Origin of the sequence: Neolewinella xylanilytica (assembly GCF_002934605.1) — a bacterium.
In the GTDB taxonomy this organism is placed as follows: domain Bacteria; phylum Bacteroidota; class Bacteroidia; order Chitinophagales; family Saprospiraceae; genus Neolewinella; species Neolewinella xylanilytica.
This window is the reverse complement of record NZ_PTJC01000006.1, coordinates 1,712,966-1,735,293: the sequence shown is the minus strand read 5'-3', so window position 1 is coordinate 1,735,293 and position 22,328 is coordinate 1,712,966. Positions and strand designations below refer to the sequence as shown.

18 protein-coding genes and 1 tRNA gene are annotated in these 22,328 nt (G+C 59.8%); 11 read left to right on the top strand and 8 right to left on the bottom strand.

Annotated features, from left to right (window positions below; all coding sequences use genetic code 11):
* Positions 1–66: 66 nt before the first annotated feature.
* Positions 67–3,216: an AsmA-like C-terminal region-containing protein gene (locus tag CLV84_RS16450; protein WP_104420849.1), complete on the top strand. Its 3,150-nt coding sequence runs from the start codon at positions 67–69 to the stop codon at positions 3,214–3,216.
* 126 nt (positions 3,217–3,342) lie between these two features.
* Here the strand turns inward: CLV84_RS16450 and CLV84_RS16445 are convergent.
* Both CLV84_RS16445 and CLV84_RS16440 read right to left on the bottom strand, forming a co-directional pair.
* Positions 3,343–3,415, bottom strand: a tRNA-Met gene (locus CLV84_RS16445).
* An 88-nt stretch (positions 3,416–3,503) separates the two neighbouring features.
* Complete coding sequence (locus tag CLV84_RS16440; RefSeq protein WP_104420848.1) at positions 3,504–3,839, bottom strand: 2Fe-2S iron-sulfur cluster-binding protein; 336 nt, start codon at positions 3,837–3,839, stop codon at positions 3,504–3,506.
* Positions 3,840–4,029: 190 nt separating this feature from the next.
* Between CLV84_RS16440 and CLV84_RS16435 the strand changes: the two genes are divergently transcribed.
* The 4 genes from CLV84_RS16435 to CLV84_RS16420 are packed head-to-tail and all read left to right on the top strand — an operon-like array spanning position 4,030 to position 8,431.
* Positions 4,030–5,565, top strand: coding sequence for a SulP family inorganic anion transporter (locus CLV84_RS16435; protein WP_104420847.1), 1,536 nt, complete (start codon positions 4,030–4,032; stop codon positions 5,563–5,565).
* A 19-nt stretch (positions 5,566–5,584) separates the two neighbouring features.
* Positions 5,585–6,199: a dephospho-CoA kinase gene (gene coaE / locus CLV84_RS16430; RefSeq protein WP_104420846.1), complete on the top strand. Its 615-nt coding sequence runs from the start codon at positions 5,585–5,587 to the stop codon at positions 6,197–6,199.
* Between the two features lie 19 nt (positions 6,200–6,218).
* Positions 6,219–6,773, top strand: coding sequence for a hypothetical protein (locus CLV84_RS16425; protein WP_146088839.1), 555 nt, complete (start codon positions 6,219–6,221; stop codon positions 6,771–6,773).
* A 53-nt stretch (positions 6,774–6,826) separates the two neighbouring features.
* The gene (locus CLV84_RS16420) at positions 6,827–8,431 is read left to right on the top strand and encodes a choice-of-anchor B family protein (protein WP_104420844.1); all 1,605 of its coding nucleotides are present in this window, start codon (positions 6,827–6,829) and stop codon (positions 8,429–8,431) included.
* 12 nt (positions 8,432–8,443) lie between these two features.
* Here CLV84_RS16420 and CLV84_RS16415 read toward each other — a convergent pair whose 3' ends face one another.
* Positions 8,444–11,149 carry an alpha/beta hydrolase family protein gene (locus tag CLV84_RS16415; protein WP_104420843.1) on the bottom strand — a complete coding sequence of 902 codons (2,706 nt, stop codon included), beginning with the start codon at positions 11,147–11,149 and terminating at the stop codon, positions 8,444–8,446.
* Positions 11,150–11,256: 107 nt separating this feature from the next.
* Here CLV84_RS16415 and CLV84_RS21900 point away from each other — a divergent pair, with 107 nt between their 5' ends.
* Entirely contained in the window at positions 11,257–11,400 is a 144-nt protein-coding gene (locus CLV84_RS21900) for a hypothetical protein (protein WP_170067748.1), read from the top strand.
* A 148-nt stretch (positions 11,401–11,548) separates the two neighbouring features.
* Here the strand turns inward: CLV84_RS21900 and CLV84_RS16410 are convergent, their stop codons facing one another.
* Positions 11,549–12,880 (bottom strand): M24 family metallopeptidase, encoded by a 1,332-nt coding sequence (locus CLV84_RS16410; protein ID WP_104420842.1) that lies wholly within the window; start codon positions 12,878–12,880, stop codon positions 11,549–11,551.
* Positions 12,881–12,952: 72 nt separating this feature from the next.
* On the opposite strand from CLV84_RS16410, the gene CLV84_RS16405 reads away from it, so the two are divergent.
* Positions 12,953–14,764: a glycosyltransferase family protein gene (locus CLV84_RS16405; RefSeq protein WP_104420841.1), complete on the top strand. Its 1,812-nt coding sequence runs from the start codon at positions 12,953–12,955 to the stop codon at positions 14,762–14,764.
* Between the two features lie 8 nt (positions 14,765–14,772).
* Here the strand turns inward: CLV84_RS16405 and CLV84_RS16400 are convergent, their stop codons facing one another.
* Together CLV84_RS16400 and CLV84_RS16395 are read right to left on the bottom strand one after the other, a co-directional pair.
* Positions 14,773–15,858 (bottom strand): glycoside hydrolase family 113, encoded by a 1,086-nt coding sequence (locus CLV84_RS16400; RefSeq protein WP_146088838.1) that lies wholly within the window; start codon positions 15,856–15,858, stop codon positions 14,773–14,775.
* Positions 15,859–15,860: 2 nt separating this feature from the next.
* Positions 15,861–16,697, bottom strand: coding sequence for a glycerophosphodiester phosphodiesterase family protein (locus CLV84_RS16395; RefSeq protein WP_104420839.1), 837 nt, complete (start codon positions 16,695–16,697; stop codon positions 15,861–15,863).
* Between the two features lie 57 nt (positions 16,698–16,754).
* On the opposite strand from CLV84_RS16395, the gene CLV84_RS16390 reads away from it, so the two are divergent.
* Together CLV84_RS16390 and CLV84_RS16385 are read left to right on the top strand one after the other, a co-directional pair.
* Positions 16,755–17,207, top strand: coding sequence for a DUF2059 domain-containing protein (locus CLV84_RS16390; protein ID WP_104420838.1), 453 nt, complete (start codon positions 16,755–16,757; stop codon positions 17,205–17,207).
* Positions 17,208–17,210: 3 nt separating this feature from the next.
* The gene (locus tag CLV84_RS16385; protein ID WP_104420837.1) at positions 17,211–17,993 is read left to right on the top strand and encodes a sterol desaturase family protein; all 783 of its coding nucleotides are present in this window, start codon (positions 17,211–17,213) and stop codon (positions 17,991–17,993) included.
* On the opposite strand, the gene CLV84_RS21895 is transcribed toward CLV84_RS16385, so the two are convergent.
* Entirely contained in the window at positions 17,990–18,646 is a 657-nt protein-coding gene (locus CLV84_RS21895; protein WP_104420836.1) for a class I SAM-dependent methyltransferase, read from the bottom strand. The two genes, CLV84_RS16385 and CLV84_RS21895, sit on opposite strands and share 4 nt — an antisense overlap.
* A 92-nt stretch (positions 18,647–18,738) precedes the next feature.
* Here CLV84_RS21895 and CLV84_RS16375 point away from each other — a divergent pair, with 92 nt between their 5' ends.
* Complete coding sequence (locus tag CLV84_RS16375) at positions 18,739–19,752, top strand: Smr/MutS family protein (RefSeq protein WP_104420835.1); 1,014 nt, start codon at positions 18,739–18,741, stop codon at positions 19,750–19,752.
* Positions 19,753–19,810: 58 nt separating this feature from the next.
* The gene (locus CLV84_RS16370; RefSeq protein WP_104420834.1) at positions 19,811–20,590 is read left to right on the top strand and encodes an OmpA/MotB family protein; all 780 of its coding nucleotides are present in this window, start codon (positions 19,811–19,813) and stop codon (positions 20,588–20,590) included.
* Here the strand turns inward: CLV84_RS16370 and CLV84_RS16365 are convergent.
* On the bottom strand, positions 20,556–22,280 hold the full coding sequence (locus CLV84_RS16365; protein WP_104420833.1) for a hypothetical protein: 1,725 nt from the start codon (positions 22,278–22,280) through the stop codon (positions 20,556–20,558). The two genes, CLV84_RS16370 and CLV84_RS16365, sit on opposite strands and share 35 nt — an antisense overlap.
* Between the last annotated feature and the right edge of the window lie 48 nt (positions 22,281–22,328).

Genomic DNA, 22,328 nt, shown 5'->3' with positions numbered 1-22,328 from the left:
TAAGCCGAATCGTCTAGAGGCAACCAACTACGTCGTGCATCAGTTGTTTTCTATCAAACCTACCCCATGAAATTAGCCAAACGCATCCTCATCGGTCTGCTTGTTTTTATCGTCCTGCTGGTCGGTATCCTCGCTTTGGCCCCCGTTATTTTCAAAGACGAGATCGTGGCCAACGTCAAAAGCGCGGTGAATAACGCCGTCAACGCTGAGGTCGATTTCGCGGACGCGAACGTCAGTTTCCTGCGCAGCTTTCCCGATATCGCCCTTACGGTCGACGAATTCAGCGTTGTCGGCATCGATACCTTCGCCGGCCTGCCGCTGGTGAGCGGGGAACAGGCACGGGTGGACCTCGGATTTTGGTCGGTCATCGCCGGCGACGGTAACTACAATATCGACGCCGTCATCCTGCAGGCACCGGACGTCAATCTACTTGTCCTCAACGAGCAATTGGCCAACTACCTCATCGTACCGGAGTCGGGCGCCGAGAGCGCGGGAGCAACGGATACCGCAACGAGTAGTGCCCTGATTACCCTCGATCACTTCGAGATCAACAACGGACGGCTGGTCTACGACGACCGTACCACCGAAACCTACGTGCGGCTTGCCGGCCTCCATGCCACCGGGGAGGGGGACTTCACCGCCTCGATCTTCGACGTGGTGACCCAGGCAAGGGCGGACGAACTGACGTTGCGGCAGGGCGGAATGACCTACCTTGACGGAGTGCGCATGACCGCCGACGGTACGGTCAACGTGGACTCCGACAACATGCGCTACACCTTCACGGACGCCGACGTGACGCTGAACGAGCTGGCCTTGGTGATGAACGGCAGCATCGACCTGGAGGAGAACGATGATATCCTTTTCGACCTCGCTTACGAGGCTCCCGCCAATGACTTCCGCCAGCTGTGGAGCTTGGTCCCCGCGGCCTACACCGAAGGCTTCGAGCAGGTCCAGACCTCCGGCACCTTCACCCTGAACGGCACGGTCGACGGCGCCTACAACGGAGAAACCGAAACCTACCCGGCCTTTACCGTCAACAGCCGGATCGACGACGGTGGCGTACAGTACCCCGGCAAGCCGGTCGGGATCAACGGCATCGACGCCGAACTGGCGGTCAACAGCCCCAGTAGTGATCTCGACCAACTGAAGGTGAGTATTCCCCGCTTCAATTTCACGCTGGGTAACGACCCCTTCGAGGGTAGTTTCCGACTGGCTACACCCCTCTCCGATCCCGACGTGGACGCTCGTCTGAACGGCACGCTCGACCTGGGGAACTGGGCCTCCGCCATCCCCCTGGACGGGGTCGAGGAACTCGCCGGCCGGATCGTTGCCGACATTACCATGAACAACGTTCGCCAGAGCGCCATCGAAGCCGGGCGCTACGCGGAAGTGAACCTGACGGGAGACCTGCTCGTCAGCAACCTGATCTACGTAGCCGAAGGCACCCCGCCGGTCCGCATCGCCCAGGCGCGGGCCGACTTCAGTCCGCAGGCCATCGACCTCCAGCAGTTCTCCGCTACGCTCGGCAGCAGCGACGTATCCGCCTCGGGCAAGATTGACAACATCCTGGCTTACTTCAGCCCGGAGCAAACCATGCGGGGCAGCTTCACCATGCGGTCCAATTACTTCAACGCCGACGAATGGCTGGCGGAGGAGGGAACGGACCGGACGGCCAGTCCCGCCGAAATGGAAGTTGCCACGGCCGAAGCGACCACGGAAGTCTTCGACCGCTTCGATTTCGACCTCGACGCGGAAATTCAGGAGCTCGCCTACGGCACGTACCAACCCACCGACCTGCGGGTCGCCGGCAACATCAAACCGAACCGGCTGGTGATCGACAATGCCAGCGCCACCCTCCAGGAGAGCAGCTTCAACGCCTCCGGCACCATTAATAACCTTTTCGACTACACTTTCGGCGAAGGGGTGCTGACCGGCAACCTCGCCGTACGCTCCGGCTTCTTCAACGTAGCCGACTTCATGAGCGACGAAGCGACTATCGAGCCGGCCCCCACCCCAACGCAGGATGGCAGCGGAGCGGCCACGGCCGAAACCGCCCCCATACCCATCCCCCGCAACATCAACCTGGAGGTGGATATGACGGCCGACCGGGTACAATACACGGACATCGTGATGAACAACGTTCGCGGTCAACTGCTGGTCCGCGACGGCTCCGCGATGATCGAAGACGGACGGGCCAACCTCTTCGGCGGCTCGATGGGCTTCCGCGGTGCTTACGATACCGGTGAAACGGGGCAGCCCGTGTTCCGCTTTGCCTACGATATGCAGGAGCTCGACTTCGGTCAGGCCTTCGGTGCATTGAATACCTTTTCGGCCCTCGCTCCGATCGGGAAATTCGTGAATGGCAACTTCAGCAGCGAGCTGATGATGGAAGGCCGGCTGGGTAACGACCTGCTACCAATCCTCAACACCATCGACGCCGAGGGATTGCTGCGTACGGCCGAAGCGAGGATCGCCTCCTTCAAGCCACTGCAGGTACTCGGCCGGGCCCTGAACGTAAAGGAACTCCGTGAAAGCGCCACGCTGAAGAACATCATTGCCGCCTTCCAAATCAACGATGGCATGGTGACCGTAGAACCCTTTGATTTTTCGCTGGCCGGTATCGGCATGACGGTCGCCGGTACGCACGGTTTGAACACGGATATGGACTACCGCATCCGGGCAGCCGTGCCGCGTAACCTGGTCGAAGGAAACATTGTCGGGGGGGCCGCCCTCTCCGCCCTGGAGAATCTGGCCGGGCAGGCCAAGCGGCTGGGGCTCGATATTTCTCCCGGGGATACGCTGAATCTGGACATCGCCCTGACCGGCTCGATCTCGGATCCGAAAACCGGTATCAATCTGCTGGGCACCGGCTCCGGCCAGAGCGGTAGCGGTGCGGGCGCGGTGGCCGGTGCGCTACAGGACCGAGCCGAGGAAGAAGTGCGCAACCGGGTGGATTCGGCGCGCGCCATGGCCGAGACCCGGGTCGAGGAATTCCGCGACACCCTGGAACGGGCAGCCGCTGACCAGGCCAAACGACTGGAGCAGGCGGCAGCCGATCGCGTCCGGGGCGCGCTAGGCCTGGGCGATACGACCTCCACCATTGCCGACAGCCTCGACATTCCCGGCATCGGCAAGGATGCCGTGGACGACGTAAAGGCCAAGCTAGAGAAGTTCAATCCCTTCAAACGGAAGAAAGAGGGCGGCGGCAACGAATAACAGCCCTCACCCAAAACACGAAAACCGGCACTCCCATGGGTAGTGCCGGTTTTGGTGTTTTAATGCTCTTGGAGCCGGGCAAAAAAAAGCCGTTACCGACTTTCGTCGATAACGGCTTTCACTATGTAGCGGGGGCAAGACTCGAACTTGCGACCTTCGGGTTATGAGCCCGACGAGCTACCAACTGCTCCACCCCGCGGTGTTAATTTTACCACGTTACCATCGTAACGGGGTGCAAATATACATACAATTTCGAAACTTCAAAAGTTCGAGAAAGATTTCTTGAATTATTCTTCCGCTTCGGGGGCCAGCTGGATCCGCAGCCCGTCCAGATCGTCGGTGATTCGCAGTTGGCAGCCGAGGCGGGAGTTGTCCTCCACGAAAAAGGCCTGATCGAGCATGTCCTCCTCGTCGTCCTTCATATCCGGCAGCTCGGTGTCGGAAAGAATGTAGCAATGACAGGTACTGCAGAGGGCCATCCCGCCACAAGTTCCCTTCACCGGTAGCTCGTAGGCTTTGCAAACTTCCATGACGTTCATGTTCATATCCGTCGGCGCTTCCAGTTCGTGGGCCTCACCGTGGCGGTCGATTACCGTAATGACAATATTTCCGGGCTCTGCCATGCTGTTGTTTTTTGGGTGGGCGAAGATAAGCATGTCGGCAGGATGCACGATGCGGATAAGGAGCTTTGGGCTTTCCGGGGTGGACGATTTACCCTACCTTTGCGGCCGCTAAGGCTAGGGGGAAGTCGATCGAAATAGTACATACCGCGGATAATGCACGGCATTATCGGAGTAAGCCATTGTCAAACAGATGGAACGATACATTAACTTATTTGATTTTACGCAGAAGGTCGATTACAAGACCGAGATCCTCTCCGGACTGACGGTCGCGCTCGCCCTGGTGCCGGAAGCGGTCGCTTTCGCGTTCCTCGCCGGTTTGCCACCCCTTACGGGACTGTACGCCGCTTTCGTGATGGGCATCGTGACGGCGGTCTTCGGTGGCCGCCCGGGTATGATCAGTGGAGCTACCGGTGCCGTAGCGGTCGTGATCGTGTCGCTGGCGCAGTCGCACGGCATCGAGTACATCTTCGCTACGGTGGTGCTCGCCGGCCTGTTCCAGCTGGCGGCGGGTTTTCTGCGCTTGGGGAAACTGATGCGGCTGGTCCCCCACCCCGCCATCTTCGGATTTGTGAATGGATTGGCAATCATCATTTTTATGTCGCAGCTGGATCAGTTCCGCAACCCGGATACGGGCGCCTGGCTGTCCGGCAACGCACTTTACCTCTTCGGCGGGCTGGTGCTGATCACGATGTTGATCATCTGGGGACTGCCGCGGTTGACTAAGGCGGTACCCGCCTCGCTGGTCGCCATTCTTACGGTCTTCGGCATCGTATGGGGCTTCGGGATCGACACCAAGACGGTGGGCGACATGGCCAGCATCGCGGGTGGCTTCCCGCCCTTCCACATTCCCAATGTTCCCTTCACCTTCGAAACGCTGCAAGTCATTACCCCTTACGCCCTGGTGGTGGCCGGGGTCGGCCTCATTGAGAGCCTGCTGACCTTGAACATCATCGATGAGATCACCGAGACGCGGGGGCGCGGGAACAAGGAAGCCGTTGCCCAGGGAGCGGCAAACGTGCTATCCGGTTTTCTTTCCGGTATGGGCGGTTGCGCGATGCTGGGTCAGAGTTTGATCAACATTAGCTCCGGTGCCCGGGCTCGGCTGTCCGGGATCGTGGCGGCTACGATGCTGCTGGTGTTTATCATGTTTGGCAGCAGCCTGATCGAACTCGTACCGATGGCGGCGCTGACCGGACTGATGATCATGGTAGCCGTAGGTACCTTCGAATGGGCCAGTTTGCGGACTTTCGGCAAGATGCCAAAATCGGATTTATTGGTGATGGTACTGGTTACGCTGGTGACGATCTTCCTGCATAACCTGGCCCTGGCGGTCATCGTGGGCGTCATCATCGCCGCCCTTCGCTTTTCCTGGGAGAGCGCCAAGCGTATCCGGGCACGGAAGCGGATCGACGACAACGGCGTCAAGCATTACGAGATTTACGGCCCGCTCTTCTTCGGATCGGTGGCCGTATTCAACGAGAAGTTCGACGTGCTGAACGACCCCGAGGAGATCGTGATCGATTTCGAGGAAAGCCGCGTCGTGGACATGTCGGCCATCGAGGCCCTGAACAAACTCACCGAGCGGTACCACAAGGTGGGGAAGAAGGTCCACCTCAAGCACCTCAGCAAAGACTGTCGCCGCCTCCTCGATAAGGCGGGGGCCATCATCGAAGTAAACGTAGTCGACGATCCTACGTATAAAGTAGCGGTGGATCAATCCGTGTAGGCCTACCTTAGCGGCCGGCATGGCACTTCGTATCGGGATCACGGGCAACATAGGAGCTGGTAAGACGACCGTCTGCCGAGACTTCGAACGCCTCGGGGTGGCTGTCTACTACGCCGATGTGCGCGCAAAGGAACTGATGAACGAAAATCCGGTGCTGCGCCGGTCGATCGTCAATGATTTCGGACCGGATAGCTACGGACCGGACGGCCGCCTCGACCGGGCCTACTTGGCGGAGCGGGTGTTTACCGATCCCGCCGCCCTGGCGCGACTGAATGCCCACGTCCACCCCACCGTAGCCGAGGATGCCGCGGCCTGGCACCGGCGGCAGAGGGGGCCCTATACCCTCCACGAAGCGGCCATCCTGCTCGAGATCGGCAGCCGCGACCAGTACGACGGGATGATCGTAGTAAGCTGCCCCTACCCGATCCGGATGGCGCGGGTCATGCAACGCGACGGCATTTCGGAAGAGGACTTCGCCGCCCGGGCCGATAAGCAATGGACCGACGAACGCAAGGCCGCCGCGGCCGACTTCCTCATCCACAACGACGGTCGGCAATTGCTGCTGCCCCAAATCCTGGCCACCGACCGTCAACTGCGGCGGCGTGCGCACCAAAGCCTTCCCGCCGGCGTTTGACGGGAACCAAACGATCGAGATGCGCTACCTACTTCTTTTCCTCTCCGCCTTCCTTTTCGCCGCCTGTGCCGCCGACGTGGCCCTGGAGGACGAACCGATCGACGATATCTTTCCCGTTGCCGAGCCCGCCCCGGCGGCGAGCGGAGCCGATACCCTGAGCGCCGCGGCAGCCGAAGCAGCTCCCACCCCCTACGGCATGGTGATCGAAGACGAAGCGGCCGACCAGCAGGCCAAAGGCGTGGCGGCCCGATCCGCGGCACCTGCGCTCGCCGCGCAAAAATTACTCACCGGCAGTTGGGTGAATACCACCGACAGCGAAGAGGTCGTTGAGTTTACGCCCACCCACTACAAGACCTATTACGACGGCGAACTGCTGGTAGAGGAAGACATGACCTTCCACGGCAATTGTCCCGAGGCCTGTAGTGGAGGAACCGGAACGGGTGCGCCCTGCTTCACCATTTCCGGACCCGCGCAGACCGACTGCTACGGGATCGTGCGGCTGACCGACGATGTGCTCGAACTTCAGGTACTGGGCGTCAGCACCGAAACGGTGGTGTATCGGCGGGCGGACTAAGAATCCAGCATCCCCAACGGTATTCAACCGTTACCCTTAGGACAAACGCTACCATGACACGCTACCTGCCGTTCCTTTTCGTTTTCATTTCGCTTCCCGCTCTCGCCCAGCTTAACGCCGTTGAACGGTCGAATGTAGATTTTGGCGTAGGTATCAACGATGTGTGGGGTTACGTCAGCCCGGACGGCACGGAATACGCCCTAGTGGGTTTGGACACCGGCGTGGCCATTGTTTCCCTTGCCGATCCCGACGCGGCCGAGGTCGTCGGCGTTGCCAGCGGCGTGCGGAGCGTCTGGCGCGATATGAAAACCTACGGGGAGTATGCCTACGTCGTTTCCGACCAGCGCGACGACGGCCTGACGGTCATCGACCTGCGGCAACTACCCGATACCTTCGCCGTGACCCACGTCCGGGATACGGTGCCCGGCTTCAATCGTCCCTTCCACCGGGCGCATAACCTCTACATCGACACGACCCGCGGACTGGCCTTTACCTCCGGTGGCGACGGCAATATCAACGCCGGCGGAATACTAATCTTCGACCTGAAGGCCAACCCCCTGCACCCGCCCATCATTGCCCGGGGCCCCGCCATCTACAGCCATGACGTCTACGTTCAGGACAACCTGATGTACGCGTCGGAAATTGTCCAGGGCGAGCTGGCGATCTACGACACCAAAGACTTGAACAATATTAGGGAACTGGGTCGGGTCCGGACACCCACCACCTTCACCCATAACGCCTGGACCAATACTACCGGCAGCACCGTCTTCACCACCGACGAAAAGCCTAACGCCTCGGTGGCCGCCTACGATATCACCGATCCTTCCGCCATCGAGCTGCTGGATGAGTACCGGCCGCTGTCTAGCCTGAACTCCGGTACCATTCCCCATAACGTACACGTGATCGACAATTTCCTGTCAGTCAGCTACTACACGGACGGACTGCGGGTAGTGGATGCCAGCGTGCCCACCAACCTGATCGAGGTCGCCAACTACGATACCTGGGTGGGCCCCAACGGGGATTTTAACGGCGCCTGGGGAGCCTATCCGTTCCTGCCCAGCGGACTCACCCTGGTTTCCGACCGCCAGTCCGGCCTCTACGTCATCGACGTCAACTACGTGCGAGCGGCGCGCCTGGAGGGAATGGTCGTCGACAGTGTCACCGGCGTTGGCATTAATAATGCATCGGTTGCCATTCTGACCGATCAGCTTAATGCTACGCTCTCCGACCCGCTGGGAGCCTTCGCGACCGGCATTGCGAGGGCGGGTACCTATTCCGTTGCCGTCTCGGCCGAAGGGTACGTATCCGATACGATCTCGGTCGATTTGGCCAATGATTCCATTTCGGCCCTAACCGTGGAGTTGGCGCGCCCACAGGACCAATCTACCGCCACCGGCGACCCCGGACCGGCGGAGATCGAGGTCGTGCTCGCCCCGAATCCGGCCCCCGGGGCCGCGGTCCTTCGCTATAATCTCGGACGGCTGACCAGCGGCAGCGTAAGGCTGTACACGGCTACCGGTACGCTGGTCAGCGAGCAACGGCTATCGCGGTCGGAAGGCAGCATCGAGGTGGCCGATGGTTTTCCCTCGGGCGTGTACATCCTCCACCTTACCGCCGGGGGCAAATCCTTGCGCACCCTTCAGTTGGTCAAACTGTAAGCCCGGGGGGGCCTACCGCTTAACGGCCTCTACAACGATCCGCAGTCCGACGTGATCGGAAGCGGGCATGCTTTCCGCCGGTGCGGCTTCGTCGACGTAATCGTAAGCACTGTACCCGAAGCTGCCCTGCTGGGTGCGCTCCGCCAGGTTGCCGCCAAGATCGTAGATATACTGACCTTCGAGCTGCACGGGGGCAAAACTCCCGACCGGTTTAACCAAGGGGGTGTGTACTTCGTCGATTTTCTTCCGCAGTACGGTGACCTCCTCCGGGGTGATGGCGTAGCCCGCCCAGTAATTCAGGGTGTTCTCCTTCGCCGCGACTTTCCTGGCCTGCTTTTGGAGTGTCATGGCTTCCTCCGCGTTGGGCAGGCGAACGTGCTTTCCCACCTTCCCCGAAAGCCACTTCAGGTAATCCGCGGCTGCTTTTTCCCCGAGCATCACCGGGTCGTTCGGTCCGTAGGTGCCGAAATCATGATCGGGGCGAAAGGAGGCGTACTGGGCGTGGGTCAGTTCGAAGCGCCCGAGGCTGATGCTGTCTTTTCCCAGTGCCACTACTTCCGGTAGCAGGGTACCGTCGGCCGCGAGGGTACCAAAAAGGGCACCGGCCCGCGCGACCGTGTCCATCTTGAGCAACTGCGCCAACGGACTATCTTCCTTAAGGGCGGGATTGTCCTGCCGCTCCTTTCCGAAGAGGTAGGTATCGATCCAGGCGAGTTCCTCTTCCATCTTGCGCTTCTGGTGGGTGACCTTCTGCAGATCGTGCGGCTGGCCGGGAAACCATAGGAAGCGTACGGGGGCCTTAGCGATCTGCTGCAGGGCGCGATAATATTCCCAGCCCTGATCGCGTGGAACGGCACGATCCTCGCTGCCGTGGAAGATGATCGTAGGGGTCCGCACCTTTTCCATTTCGAAGATGGGCGATTTGAGGACGTAGGCCTCGTTGTACGTTTTCCCGTTGGTGTCATCCCAGGGGGCACCGCCGAAGTAGCTCTGATCGAAGCTCACCCCGAACTCGCAGGTGCCGAAATCGCTCGTCCAGTTAACGTCGCCCGCCCCCGGGCAGGCTACCTTGAATCGGTCGGGGTAGCGCACCGTCAGCATGGTGGTCAGGATGGCCCCGTTGCTCCAGCCCATGGTGCCGAGGCTATCGGGATCCACCATCCCTTCCGCAATCAGTTTGTCGATGCCGGCGGTGATGTCCTCCATTTCCGGGTCGTAGTAATTTTGTTTAATGCTCTCGAGGTATGCCAAACCATGGTTGGAGGAGCCGTGGTAATTAGGTTTCAGTACGAAAGCACCGCGTTGGGTGAGCAGCTGCGGATAGGTGCTCCAGTCTTCGGACCAGCGATCGGTGTCCACCATGAAGGGGCCGCCATGGATACTCAGCATCAGGGGGTACGCCCTACCCTCCTGGTAATTGGTGGGATAGTACAGTATCCCGGTGACCAGCTCGCCCCCGTAACCGGCCCACTCGATGACTTCGCTGCGGGTGATGGTCTTCTTTTTGAGCTTGTCGTTCAGGCTTACGATTTCGCGGAGGTCCGTAACGGCGTTGTCGGAGAAGTCAGCGATGTAGTAAACCGGTAGCCGGCTGGCGGTGGAATACTCCAGAACCACCCGGCTTCCATCGTTGGAGAAGGCCAGCAAGCTAACGTGGTCCGCCATGGTATCCAGGGCAATGTCGGTCCGGCTGCTCCCCTTACGGTAGATCGCTACCCGTTCGGTGGCCCGGTTGGCGAGGTCGGCGACTACATCGTTGCCGACCACCCTGATGGTATTCACCCCGTCCTCCCAATCCAGCGGAACCTCACTGGGCTTACCGTCGAGGGGCAGGTAGTAGAGCTGTCCGATACCGGCACCGTCCCACTGCGGATCGCTGCTGCGGGTAGCGGTGAAGTAGAGGCCGTTGCCGTCATCGGTGAAGGTCAGGCTCCGCGGGCCCTGCAACCCTTCCAGGATACGGCGTTCGGTACCGGACCGCAGGTCGCGCAGGTAGTATGCACTCTTGGGCTGGGCGTCGGCCGCCTGGTGGGGACTCCCTTCGAGTACGTAGGCCAGATGATGGCCGTTTTTGCTGACGCTGTAACCCGCTACCGGTTTGTCGTTCTCGGTAATGCGGCGGATTCGTTCCGACTTTAGGTCGTAGGCGTATATCCGGTCGATCTGCCAGCTGCTGGTGTCCTCGATCACGATCACGTCATCCTTCTCCTCCTCCCGCTTCCTCGTTTCCAGGCTCTTGCCTTCGTGACTGACGAAGAGCAGCGTCGTATCGTTCATCCATTCGATGCTACCGATACCGTTTTCGAATTCGTGTACCTCCTGCGCTTCGCCGCCGTACAAACTGATCTTCCACAGCTTTTTGCCTTCGTCGCGGGAGCTGAGAAAGTAAACGTATTCTCCTGCCCGGTCGAAGCGTGCGGAATGGTCGCTTTCGTCCCCGTTGGTGAGCTGTACGGTCATGAACTTACCGTCCTTCACCTGCTCTAAACGGGTGAGATAGAGGTTGCTGACAAATTTATCCTGCTGCTTGTCCTCGGTGGCCCGCAACTTACTCCACAGCACCAGCTTTCCGTCGGGCGAGAACAAAACGTTGTTCATGGACTCGGTGTGAATGACATCGTCCACCGTCCATTTACCGGGTTCGGAAACCGGCTGTTGCGCCGAGACGCAGGTGCAAAGAAACACGAGGAAAAAGACGGTAGGTAAACGGTGGATCATGCAGCAATGCTTTGGCCTTAAAAATACAACAGGGGCACAATAAATATTTTGTGTTATTTGGTAATAACTACAAACTGTTTGTATATTTATGGTCTAATCGAAAAGATATGAGCAAACCGAGCCCCCGCTTTACCGCCGCCTACCTACTTCAGCGGCTATCGGGTAACCAGCATGGCGACCTAACCCGCTTCGCCGATGATCGCCAGGCCACGCTGGTTGGAATGCAGTCCGTTAAGGATAAACGGGCGTAGATAACATTGGCATATGCGGTTCCGGTCCGTTACCGTTATTACGCTCCCTCAGTGCTTCTTGGGCCCCGCACGCTCGACAACGCGGTCACCGGAAAGAACGAAACGCATCCTCCAGCCCAGTCTACTGCCCGGTAGTCGGATGGGGAATTTAGTCCTGCCGCGGGATCAGGTACAGCTCCTCCTGCCGCCCGTTGATGTAGTGGAAGCGCTCGCCATCCCAAAAACCATCTTCTTCCACCATCACGCGAATGTCCTTTTCCCATCCCGGCAGGAAGGTGGTGTTGTTCAGTTCGATGCTGTAGGCCGTATTCGGGTACAGCGGATAATCCCCATTCACCTTCACCCCCTCTTGCTGATCCCAAAGTCCGATGGTCGGTCCCGCACCGTGACCGTGAAACCCGATCGGGTGGCTGTACACGGATGGACGGAGTCCCTCCCCTTCGGCCGCCGCGATCGTTGAGCGCAGCAGCTCGTTGCCGCTTACCCCATTGCCGAAATTACCGGTGAGTAAGTCCATCACGCGTAAGCCTTTCTTGTGGGCCTCCACCAGTTCTTCCGGTGCGGCCGTCTCCCCGGGCCGGAGCACGTAGGCATTCTCCTGGGTGTCGGTATTCAGGCCGCAGTAGGTGATGCCGAAGTCGCAGTGAAGCAGATCACCGGGTTGAATAACGTCCGCTTCGGGGCGACCGCTGAAGCCATACAAAGCCTGTCGTTCCGATCGCTGTACGTCGACCGTCGGGTGGAACCACACCTCCAGCCCCAGCTCCCGGCTGCGCTCGCGGAGGTACCAGACAACTTCTTCGGTGGTGGTCACGCCCGGCTGGATCACCCGTTCGCTAAAGGCCTCCGCGATAATGGCGTGGGCCACCTGCATGATTTGGCGGTAGACGGTCATCTCGGCGGGAATGCGGGTTTCCAACCAACCGATGGCCAGTTTTTCACCGCTGACGACCCGCTCATCCAGCGCGTCCGGCAGTGCCTCCATCAGCCGGTCGTAGTGGTAGCTACTGATGCCATCGGCCAGACCGAATTCCGCGCTACGGTTCACGGCGATCTTGCGGGGGTTCCTCGCTTCGATCAGTTCCGCCAGCTGCCGCCACTGGTCGGGTTGCTGCTCTTTGTCCCACGCCTTCTTGAACACCTCGCCTACGTCGTACCGGGCGCAAGCCAGGGTTTCCAGTGGTTTCCCTTCACCGGGGTCGTAAATGAGTAGCATGGTGGTGCGCCGGGCACCCATCCAGCTGCTGGGCAGCATCGTTTTTACCACGGCATCCTCGTTGTACTCGCGGGTGATCATCACCCACATATCGATCCCTTCTCGGCGCATCAGCTCCGGCACTACCGTGGCAAATCGTTCCTTTAGCCACCCGTCCCGGAGTTCCCCCTGCTGTTGTAAGGTCAAGATCTTCGGCATCGTACGTTGGGCCTGGAGGCCGGGCAGGGCAAAAAGCCCGAAGCATACAGCGAGTAATCCACGCATAGAGCAACTCAATTCGGGGGGTGAGGGAAGGCCCTAAAGGTATAGGCCACCGGGGTGATTACCTTTACTCCCGTGAAGAAAGCCCCCGCCATAGCGCTGCTGGTCGGTTACGCGATGCTGATCGCTACCCACGCCTATTACCCGAAGTGGCAGCAATCCGGTACGGAGGCCACGCTCAGCTACGACGTTTCCGGATATTACCTCTACCTGCCGGCGCTGTTCATCTACGACGACCTGCGGGAATTGGCTTTCCTGCCCGACATTATCGATCGCTACCACCCCACCTATGATCCCTACCAGGCCTTTGCCCACGAATCGGGTACGATGGTGATGAAGTACAGTGCCGGTCAGGCGGTGCTGTACGCTCCCTTCTTCGCGGTAGGCCATCTGTACGCCACCGTCTCGGAGGCGTATCCCGCCGACGGTTTTTCCCGCCCCTACCAGGTCGCCATATCGGTCGGGAGCTTGCTGGTAGCGTTCCTGGGGCTGTACGTGATGGCCGTCCTGCTCGGCAGGTATTTTCGACCGGGCACGGTCGCCGTCACCCTTCTCCTGCTTGTCTTCGGGACGAATTACCTCAACTACGCGGCCATCGACGGAGCCATGACCCACAATCATGTTTTCACCCTTTATGCCCTGCTCCTGTTAGTCACCGACAATTTATACCGCGGCAAGGATCGCGGGGTCGGAACGGGCGGTTTCCTGGCCATCGGTGCCATCCTGGGCCTGATGGCGCTCACCCGGCCGACCGAGATTTTGGCCGCTGTCCTGCCCCTGTTCTGGCTTATGCCCCTCCACCGCGACGGGCTTCGGCAGCGCCTTACTTTCATCGGCAGCCAACTCCCTAAGGTGGCGGTTGCAGCAATTGCCTGCCTGGCAATCGGGTCGCTGCAGCTTCTATACTGGCATCACGTTACCGGGAACTGGATCGTGTACAGCTACCAGGACCAGGGTTTCGACTGGCTGAGCCCCCACCTGATCGACGGCCTTTTCAGCTACAAAGCGGGTTGGCTTACCTACACCCCCCTGATGTGGTTCGCCGTATGGGGCTTCGGGGCGCTGTACGCGTATCAGCGCCAGCTGTTCGCCGCCGTCGCGCTGCACACCCTGCTTTTTATCTACGTAGCCTTTGCCTGGAGCGTATGGTGGTACGGCGGCAGTCTGGGACAGCGCACCATGGTTCAAGCGTACGCGGTCCTGGCCTTCCCCCTCGCAGCCACGGTCGGGTGGATCTGGGATCGAAAATTTTGGATTAAGGGAGTATTCGCCGCCATTTGCCTGACCTTCGTGGCCCACAACCTTTGGTTCACCCACCAGGCGCACCGCGGAGGCCTATTCGTTTCCGAATGGATGAACCGCTCCTATTACTGGCGCACCCTGTTCACTTTCGAGAAGCACCCGGACGATGCGTTTCTGCTCGATAATCCGGATTTTTACCGCGGCTCCCCCGAACGGATCGATACCCTTTACACCAACGATTTTGAGACACAGCCCACGAAGCTTTGCGGCATGGACCCGATCGAAGGTTCCGGGTCCGTCTGCCTGATCGACTCCCTGAGCAGTACCCCCGAGTTCCGGATCCCTGGCCCCTTCAAGTGGAAAGAATATATCCGGGCAACCGCTGATTTTTCTACCGGGGAGCACCGTTCCGGGATCCATAATTCAACCCAGCTGGTACTCCGCTTCTACCGCAACGGACAAGCGGATAAGTACCGGCTCATCCGGATTCACCGCGCCCTCAACCAGGATCCAAACCGCAGCCTGACCATCGAAGCCCGGGTACCTTACGACGGGGCGGATGAGGTGGCCGTTCTCGTGTGGAACGGCGGCGACGATAAATCAGCGGTACTGATGGATAATCTCGTGGTGATGAAGCTGGAATAAACCGCGGCTCAGCGTTCGGGAGGGTATCGGTAGAGCGTCCGGAGTAACTCTCCCGCGGGCTTACCGCCTGGTACAAATCCGACCCGGCGCCCGTCACGGTCCTCCTGGTGCCCCAGGTAGGAGGGCCACTTCCAGACAAACATGCCCGCTAGCCGTTCCGAACTACAGACGGCGGCGGAAAGGGCGGCGTAACAGCGGGCCTGGGCTTCCTCGCTAGCAACGCGGTCGCCTGCCTCGGCGTGCGGATTGCGCCAGGCACCCGCCACCGAGCGATAACCTACTTCCGTGAGCCACAGCGGTCGGTCGTGCACGCGGCTGGTGCTATCGGCCATCCGCATCCAACTTACGGCGCCTAAGGTGAGTTCCGCCGGGGTGGCTTCCGGATCGTCGGAAAGCGGGTAATAACTGTTCAGCCCCATCACGTCCAACTCCTCCCAGAAGCTGAACTGCTCGAATTCCTCGCCCCAGTTAGCGGCGTAGGTGAGCACGCCGTCGTAGCGATCGCGGATCCTCCGGATCATGTCCCGCCACCGCTCGGGATGTTTTCGGGTGGCCTGCACCAATTCCGTGCCGATGCACAGCGCGTAGAGCTCCTCCCGCTGGGCCATTTCGGCGTAGTGTAGGATCCATTCGCCGTAGGCCCGGAAGAACCTGTCCCATTCCGCATCGGTCGCGAAATCGATCGACCCCGGCCAGCCCCCCCGAACCCAGATTTGGGGTTTGAGCATGACGTAGAGCCCCCGGGCCTGGGCGTTGCGGATGGAATGGAGCACGGCGGAATCATTCTCCGCACCGTAGTGGTCCGGGATCGGGAAGGTATCCACCGGTCCCATTCCCCGCATAAAGGTATAGGGAACGATAGCCACCGCGTTAACGCCCAAGGACTTAAGGCTATCCATTGAAGGCCCTACCAGATCGCCACCGTAACCGTCGTGGCCCCGGTAGCCTTCGTGGGCGAAGGTCATCCCCCGCAGGAAGGTGGTGGGTAGAATGCGTGCTTCCGCTGGCGGCGGCCTATCCGTTTTGCTTCCGCCGTGACATCCGGATAAAAGTGTCAGCACGACCAGTAAAACCAGGGAAGCAGGAGCTCGCACGGCTAACGATTTACGTGTTCTATCCGGTTCGGATAATCGGTGATGATCCCGTCGACGCCCAGGTCGATCAGTTCGCGCATCCGGGCCACGTCGTTGACCGTCCAGGGAATGATGCGCATGTTCAGCGATCGGGCTTCGGCGACAATCCCGGCGGTTAACCCCCGCTCCCAAGGACTGTAAATTTCCGGCACGAAACCCAATCGTTCCATCTTTAGCGCCACCTCTCCGGGCGATTCGTCCAGGTAGGCCAGTGGCATATCGGGTGCCAATTCGTGGATGACGGCCAACATCGGCGGATCGAAGCACTGCAGGTTGACCAACTCCGGATGCCCCCAGTCGGCAACGTCAGCCAAGACCAAGCGGGCGAAGGCTTCCCGGTCGGGCACCATACTTGGCTGCCATTCCGGTTGATACTTCAGCTCGATGTTGTAGCGGGGAAGGTCGCGGCCCTGCTGCACACAGTACCGGTCCACGGCGGCGAAAACGGCGGCCAGGGTGGGTTTACTCGCGGGTCGCGATTGTTGCTCGGGAAATCGCGGGTGGGCCCGCTGCCCGCAGTCGTATGTGGCAATCTCCGTCACGGTCAGCTCACGTAATCGGACGGTATCGGTGATCTCGCCACCGGTCGGGGTCGAGCAGAATTCCGGCTCCATGTACGGATCGTGGCTAACGATGACCCGGTCGTCGCCGCTGATCACGACATCCAGCTCCAGGGTGGTCACGTCGGGATAGCTGAGGGCACGTAAAAAGGCGGGAATCGTATTTTCGGGCAACAGGCCGCGGGCACCGCGGTGCCCCTGCCAGTCGAACGTCGGATCGGTAGTGGAATGAGGAGTCATAGGACGGGCCCCGCAACTCAGCAGCAGGGAGACGGTTATTAGGGAATACTTGAAGGTATGAAACACGTGATCCTCTTCTTTTTGGTTGCCGGTTGGTGGGCGTCGGCCGCAGGTCAGTCCGACAGTCTGGAGTCCAAGGTACTCCGGCTGTTGGAAGTATCCGGGGCTGAAAACCAATTCGTTTCCTCGGCGATGAACATGATTGCCATGCAGGAAAGCCAGCCGGCCTTCGCGCAAATCCCGGCAGCCTGGTGGGAGAAATTTAAAGATAGGGTTCGCAACGAAGGCTGGGACAGTATCGCCCCTTCCCTGGCGGATATTTATTTGCAAAATTATACGGAGGCGGAAATCGACTACCTCATTGCGTACCACAGCCACCCCCTTACGCAGGCCATCATGGCCAAGCTCCCCGTCATACAGCAACAAAGCATGGAGGTCGGCCAGGCGTGGGGCGAGCGCATCGCCCGGGAGTTACAGGACCAACTAACCACCGACCCGGAAGGAAATTAAGTTATGTTATACCATTGGTTATTCTGGGTGGGGGCGCTTTTCGTGGTGATCTTTCTGCGGTATCTCGCCTTTAGCGGACTCTACCACTACCTGCTGCGGTTGCGGCTGCGCGATCGCCTCCGGCACCGCATATTTCACTATGAGGTGGGCGCCGGGGCGCAGGTGCAAACGGAAATCAAACGCTCGGCGATCGTCTCCCTGATCTTTGCCGGATTTGGGATCGCCGTGCTCTTCCTCTGGCAGGCGGGTTGGAGCCAGTTGTACCTCTCTTTGGATTCAGGGCGGGATTACTTCTGGCTCGTGGCCGGGCCACTTATCTTCCTCTTTGCCCAGGAGACGTATTACTACTGGGTGCACCGCTGGATGCACCGGCCCGGAATTTACGAGCGGGTGCACCGCTGGCACCACGAGAGCATCGAAACCACGGCCTGGACGGCCTTTAGTTTTCATCCCATCGAGGCGGTACTCCAGGCCGTCTTCCTGCCGCTCAGCGTACTTCTTATCCCCATGCACGTCTTCGCCTTCTTGCTCCTGCTGACGGTCATGACGCTCTCCGCGACCATCAACCACGCCGGCATCGAAGTTTTTCCGGCCTCCTGGGGGCGCGTACCGTTGCTACGCGGACTCATCGGCGCCACCCACCACGATGTGCACCACAAGCAGGCGCGCTTCAACTTCGGGCTCTATTTCACCTTCTGGGACCAGTGGATGGGGACCGAGAGCCCGAAGTTCGCCGATCGCTTCCGGAACGTTACCCGGCACCCGCGCTCCGGCGCAAAGAATTAGCCCTTTTCCATGGTACACTTCCAGGCGTGGTACTGAAAAATGCGCTCCCGCCTCAATACCCGCTCGCCGTCGATGCGCCAGCCGCGGTCTAGCAAGGCGTTGCGGTAGGCTCCGGCCCCGTGTTGCTGCGGATGGAGCGCATCTCCCGGCAGCGCGCGAAAAATGGGCAATAGCCAGGCGTGGCGGTGCACGTCGCTGGTCAGGAGCAGTTCGGTTCCGGGTTCGGCCATTGCCGTTAGGGCATCCAGCCCGGCCGCCCAATCACGTACGTGATTGATGGCATTAAAGCAGTAGAGCTGCCGGAATGGCCCCAAGTCAACGGCGTCCTCCAGCATTAGCGGTAGAAAACGTACTGCGGGATAGGCCGAGCGGGAAAAGACGTTCAGCCCTTCATACCGGTCCAGTAAGGGGTCAATCGCCGTTACCCGTTGTCGGTCGTGCAGCGCGATATAGACCCCGGCGGGCCCGCAGCCTACGTCCGCAACACTTACGCCCGGAGCGACGGTCCAATCCATCTCCTCCAGGACCCGATGCCAGTAGCGCTCCTTTTCCTCCAGATAATCGGCGACCGGTTTACGTTTCAAATAGGCGCGCCACCAACGCCATTCCAGCGCCTGCGCCAGTTGCCACCTTACGTTTTGGAATGTACCCACGGCTGCAAGGTAGGCTTCCGGACGAATCCCCGGGCATCTTCACAACAACAGCCCCGCCCCGCGCCTTTCATCTTGAACCTAAGATGAATAGTATGAACTTCAATGTCGGCGATCGGGTCAGTCTGTTAAGGACGGGCAAAGCGGGAACGATATCCGGAAAATTGGCCAACGATACGTACCAGGTCCGGCTGGACGGTGGTTTGGGCCACCTCCCGGCTCCCGGGCACGCGTTGGCACTCCTGGATGCGAACAGCCCGGCACCCGCGCCTGCCGCCCCCCAACAACCCGCCACCGGGCGCGGCAACGATCGTACCGACACCGGGATCCAGCTGGCCTTCGACCCGATCTTTAACGACGACGGCGATCCGGAGAAGTACCAACTTTACCTGATCAACGGTACGCGCAATAAGATCCTTTACGAAATAAAGGTGAAGACCGGCGATCGGCAGCGCAGCAGTAAGTTCGGCCCCCTGACCGCTTACGAGAAACTCCGACTGGACCTGGTTCCGTACGCCTGGCTCAACGAAAGGCTGACCGTCGAGCTCGATGTCCGCGCCGTGGTCGAAGGCGGTACGGGACCGCGGCATTTCCACGAGCTGAAGGTTCGGCCCAAGCAGTTCTTTAGCAGCTTCCGGGACGTGCCCGAACTGCGGCACGAGGCGCATCTCTTCGTAGTATTTCCCCACCTTAAGGCTACCTCGGTAGCGGAACGGGAAGCCCCCGCCTCTACGCTGCGGGAGATTACCCGCGCCCAGCTGAAGAGCAAGCCACCCCAGGCGCAACCGGCCCAGCGGCCACCGTCCTTGCAGGACCGCGGCAACTTCGACCCCGTCCTCGACCTGCACCTCACCGCGCTGGTGGACGACCCGGCTTCGGTGCCGAAGGATAAAGTACTGTCCCTGCAGATGGAGCACTTCGACCGCTTCGTCGACAAGGCGCTGCGCCTCGACGTGGAACGGATCTACATTATCCACGGCCTCGGTAACGGGATTCTGAAAACGGAAATTCACCAAAAGCTGGAGCACGTCCCGTTCGTCCGCAAATTTTCCAACGATTATCACCCGAAATACGGCTACGGCGCCACGGAGGTGATCTTCGATTCCTGACAAAAACACGCACTCAACCGCCGATTAAGCCGTTATTGCACCACGAAATCTATACCAAATGAAACACCTAACCCTGTTGCTCCTAGGCCTGGCATTTTTCGGCTGTAACAAAGCCAAGATCACCGAGTTGGAAACCAAGTTAGCCAGTAGCGAACGGGAAAACCAACTTATCCGGGGCCAACTGGAAACCGTGCAACGTACCAACGGCGATTTACTGAACCGGATGGAAGACCTTTCCGTCATCTCGAAGGAAGGGGCCACGAGTATTCGCGAAAGCCTGCAGTCGATCAGCGGGCAAACCAGCCGCATCAACGAACTGAACCGCAGTATACAGCGGAAAGACAGCATGGCCTTGGCTCTGGTGATGAACCTGAAGCGCAGCCTGGACAACATCAACGACGAAGACGTACAGGTGGAAGTGCGGGGCGGAAAAGTTCACGTCAGCATCAGCGACAACCTGCTCTTCAGCAGCGGATCGGCCCGCCTCAATCCGGCCTCGGAACGCGTGCTCGACAAAGTTAGCCGGGTGCTCAACGACCACAGCGACCTGAGCATCATCGTGGAGGGGCACACCGACAACATCCCCATTAACAGCAACAGCATTAAGGACAACTGGGAACTAAGCACCATGCGGGCCGCCGCCGTGGTGCGGAAGCTGGTACAGAATTTCGGAGTAGATCCGTACCGACTAACCGCGGCCGGCCGCGCCGATAACGATCCACGGGGCGACAACAGCACCGCATCGGGCCGGGCCCGTAACCGCCGCACGGAGATCGTGATCACCCCCGCCCTGGATGAATTCTTCAACCTTGCTCAAGACCCCGGGATAGCGGGATAGCCGGAATTGCCGGCGTGACCTCCGCGCGAATCCGGGGAACCGCCAGCCGGGCCACGAGGGGGCGGCGGCACACGATGTACCCATCCTTCACCGGAAGATCGAGCACCGCATTGACGGGAAAGGTGCGCATATTTCGGTCGTCGATCATTTTCAACGGCCAGCTCCGCTCACTCTCCAGGGTAAGGTTCAGGACGGCCCGCCGCTCATCGTATTCGGCATGGACGACGGTGGCATCCAGTGTGTCGTTGCGGGTACCCACGAAGAGATTGCGGGCATTGAAGTTCCCCTGGGCGTCCAGGGGATTCTCTTTGTCTTCCACGTTAAGGGTAAGGTGCCACTGAAAGGCATATTGACCGGTGTTTCGCCGGTGCAGCTCGAAGCGGGTCCCGACCAGGTTGACCAACGGATGGGCGCTGGTCCCGATGCGTTGCAGCACGGGAATGCGCAATTCAGGAACGGAGCCGCCGGCGGGCAACACCAGGTCGTACGACACCGGGACGGTCTCGATTTCCCGGCTCTCAAACAGCGTGGAAGCCGTATATCCGGTTAGGGAAAAGGAGAGACCTTCGTTGTCCGCTTCCACCGCCAGGCTAGGATACTCCTGGTATACCCCCGCACCGACGTTCTGCACCTGCCAGCCAGCACCCGCGAGGGAGGCCGGCAAGCCGGGTACTTCCACGGTGTGGCGATGGGCGGCGGCTTCGCGCAGGGGTACGGTTCTTTCAGCGATGGCGGAAAGATTGGCGAAGTAATCCGCGATCTCATATGGATCGGGCAGCCGGTAAAAAAGTCTTTCCCGGGTGTAGGGTCCTTCGAAGTCGGTATAGACGATGGTTTCCCAGTCGGTGGCGGAAAAGGTATTCTCCTGCTCCCGGCGGTGCGACAGGCTGCTGTTAACCTTGGCGGTAAACGGTAGGGCGACGTTCAGGCCGACCGATTGCTCGGCGGCCATGACCTCCTTGCTGTCGGTGAGGTGCTTGATGACGATGCCATCGAATTGCTTCAGGTAAAAGGCTTCCCCGTTGTATTCCGGGTGCTCCTGGTAGAATTGCCAGAGTCGGGCCATCAGTTGGGTAGTACGGTCGTCATTGGCCCCGAGTATTTTCGAGAGGGGGCTTTCGAAACTACCCGCCATAGCCAGTACACTGCTGTTGCGTTTGGCGTCGGTATCCAGGGCCGCCGCGAAGGCGGCGTATGGGGGTTTGAGTCCGACATCCAGGGCGGCCTTCAGGTAGCCCCCGCAGTTCTTCGTCACCACGAATGCATCGAAGCCTTCGCGGGGCTGGGGCAGCAGCTCTACGCCCTCGGAGGCGGTGTAGAGCAGATTGGTTGGTGAATAGCGGATGTCGTCGAAGGCGGCCGTGGTTTCCGGCTTGGAAAACACGTAGCTGAGCAATCCGCCGCCGTTGATATTGGCCTTTTCCACCCGGGTGCGCAGGGTGCGGGAACCGAGGAATTTTTCGATGGTCGGCGGCGTATAATCCCGGGTACCTTCGCTCTTCGTAAACCCGCAAAAATCGTAGTGTCGCTCGAAGACATCCTGGAGGGCTCCGCCCAAAAATAGGCGGCTAAAGCCGCGTTCGGGTGGCCAGCTGGCTTCATCCCGCTTTTTCCTTCGCTGCGCTTCCCCGGTTGCGGGTAGCAATAGCAGTGGGATAAAGAGAATGAGCAGCAAACGAATTTCGCGCATAGTGTAAATGGGTGAACCGTTACTAAAGGGCGTCGGGCCAAGGGTTAT

Excerpts from the sequence above, each read along its gene's own strand:
- CLV84_RS16450 (WP_104420849.1), top strand. The coding sequence starts at position 67 with ATGAAATTAGCCAAACGCATCCTCATCGGTCTGCTTGTTTTTATCGTC.
- CLV84_RS16440 (WP_104420848.1), bottom strand. The coding sequence starts at position 3,839 with ATGGCAGAGCCCGGAAATATTGTCATTACGGTAATCGACCGCCACGGT.
- CLV84_RS16435 (WP_104420847.1), top strand. The coding sequence starts at position 4,030 with ATGGAACGATACATTAACTTATTTGATTTTACGCAGAAGGTCGATTAC.
- coaE (WP_104420846.1), top strand. The coding sequence starts at position 5,585 with ATGGCACTTCGTATCGGGATCACGGGCAACATAGGAGCTGGTAAGACG.
- CLV84_RS16425 (WP_146088839.1), top strand. The coding sequence starts at position 6,219 with ATGCGCTACCTACTTCTTTTCCTCTCCGCCTTCCTTTTCGCCGCCTGT.
- CLV84_RS16420 (WP_104420844.1), top strand. The coding sequence starts at position 6,827 with ATGACACGCTACCTGCCGTTCCTTTTCGTTTTCATTTCGCTTCCCGCT.
- CLV84_RS16415 (WP_104420843.1), bottom strand. The coding sequence starts at position 11,149 with ATGATCCACCGTTTACCTACCGTCTTTTTCCTCGTGTTTCTTTGCACC.
- CLV84_RS21900 (WP_170067748.1), top strand. The coding sequence starts at position 11,257 with ATGAGCAAACCGAGCCCCCGCTTTACCGCCGCCTACCTACTTCAGCGG.
- CLV84_RS16410 (WP_104420842.1), bottom strand. The coding sequence starts at position 12,880 with ATGCGTGGATTACTCGCTGTATGCTTCGGGCTTTTTGCCCTGCCCGGC.
- CLV84_RS16395 (WP_104420839.1), bottom strand. The coding sequence starts at position 16,697 with ATGACTCCTCATTCCACTACCGATCCGACGTTCGACTGGCAGGGGCAC.
- CLV84_RS16390 (WP_104420838.1), top strand. The coding sequence starts at position 16,755 with ATGAAACACGTGATCCTCTTCTTTTTGGTTGCCGGTTGGTGGGCGTCG.
- CLV84_RS16385 (WP_104420837.1), top strand. The coding sequence starts at position 17,211 with ATGTTATACCATTGGTTATTCTGGGTGGGGGCGCTTTTCGTGGTGATC.
- CLV84_RS16375 (WP_104420835.1), top strand. The coding sequence starts at position 18,739 with ATGAACTTCAATGTCGGCGATCGGGTCAGTCTGTTAAGGACGGGCAAA.
- CLV84_RS16370 (WP_104420834.1), top strand. The coding sequence starts at position 19,811 with ATGAAACACCTAACCCTGTTGCTCCTAGGCCTGGCATTTTTCGGCTGT.
- CLV84_RS16365 (WP_104420833.1), bottom strand. The coding sequence starts at position 22,280 with ATGCGCGAAATTCGTTTGCTGCTCATTCTCTTTATCCCACTGCTATTG.